The organism is Methylophaga sp. (genome assembly GCF_965655755.1).
Taxonomy (GTDB): domain Bacteria; phylum Pseudomonadota; class Gammaproteobacteria; order Nitrosococcales; family Methylophagaceae; genus Methylophaga.
In genome coordinates this window covers 1-1,131 of record NZ_CBFHHW010000080.1, presented here as the reverse complement: position 1 = coordinate 1,131, position 1,131 = coordinate 1, and the positions used below count along the sequence as shown (strand labels likewise).

Below are 1,131 nucleotides of genomic sequence, written 5' to 3'. Positions count from 1 at the left end.
TTTAACGCCGATAGAGTTTAAGGCGGATGTATTAAACAATCCGGAGATTTCGGTTTCCTATGACAGTATGTTCATGGGGCCTAAGTAAGTGAGAACAACATGAAAATTTCACAAGAAAACCCACAGGCATTACGCAATCCCTGGGTGATTGGGATGTTATTATTTTTGCTTGTCTTCCTGTCAGCCAATGCCGTCTTTATTTATCTTGCTTTCTCAGCGCCGCCGAACCTTGTCGTGGAAGACTTCTATGAGAAAGGCGAAGCTTATGAGAAAACGCAGGAGAGAATTCAACAGGAAAAAGCCTTGGGCTGGTCAGGTATGCTTATGGTGCCAACCGCCACGCGTGTGAATCAGATACAAACCTATGAGGCGCTCATTACAGGTAAAAACTCAGCAGGTTTATTGCTGGATTCTGTCACGATGTTTGCCTACCGTCCGTCTGATGCTGATGCGGATTTCCAAGTTGCGATGCAAAAATCTGGACATGGAAGTTATATTGCTGATGTCAGTTTTGACTTGCCTGGCACCTGGGACATCATCATTGAGGCGAAACGGGGTCAGGATGAGTTTGTCATCACACGAAGAATAAGGATTGATCCATAGCACCTGTTACGTTTATTCATTTAATCTTCTGGCCCACATAACGTTGTCTGAATCCTGTTATCACTGTGGTCTACCTGTTGAGGCCCCGGGTGAATTTACTGCTATCGTGGCCCAACACGAGCGTGAGTTCTGTTGTCACGGCTGTCTGACCGTCTGTCAGACCATTTATGCCGCTGGGCTTCAGAGTTTTTATAACAAAACGCCAGAAGGTGAAAAGCTAGCCCCGCCACCTGATATCCCTTCTGAATTAGCGACCTATGACCTGAATGAAGTGCAGGCAGATTATCTCGATACCACACAGGCTGACCGGACCATCCATCTTATGGTGGAGGGAATTCATTGCGCTGCTTGTGTGTGGTTGATTGAAAATGCCCTATCAAAACACTCCGGTGTAACTCAGGCAGAAGTGAACCTGACAGCAAAACGTTTAAAGTTACGCTGGAATAATGATCAGATAAAACTTTCACACGTTCTACATAAACTCGCGGAAATTGGTTATTCGGCTGTGCCGTTCGACCCTGAAACCGC

At 46.0% G+C, this 1,131-nt stretch carries 2 protein-coding genes; both read left to right on the top strand.

Going from position 1 to position 1,131, the window contains the following annotated elements; all coding sequences use genetic code 11:
- Positions 1 to 99 precede the first annotated feature (99 nt).
- Positions 100 to 603: a FixH family protein gene (locus ACTF5U_RS12485; protein WP_438971957.1), complete on the top strand. Its 504-nt coding sequence runs from the start codon at positions 100 to 102 to the stop codon at positions 601 to 603.
- Between the two features lie 43 nt (positions 604 to 646).
- A partial coding sequence (locus tag ACTF5U_RS12480) for a heavy metal translocating P-type ATPase metal-binding domain-containing protein (RefSeq protein ID WP_438971956.1) occupies positions 647 to 1,131 on the top strand: 485 nt, incomplete at its 3' end.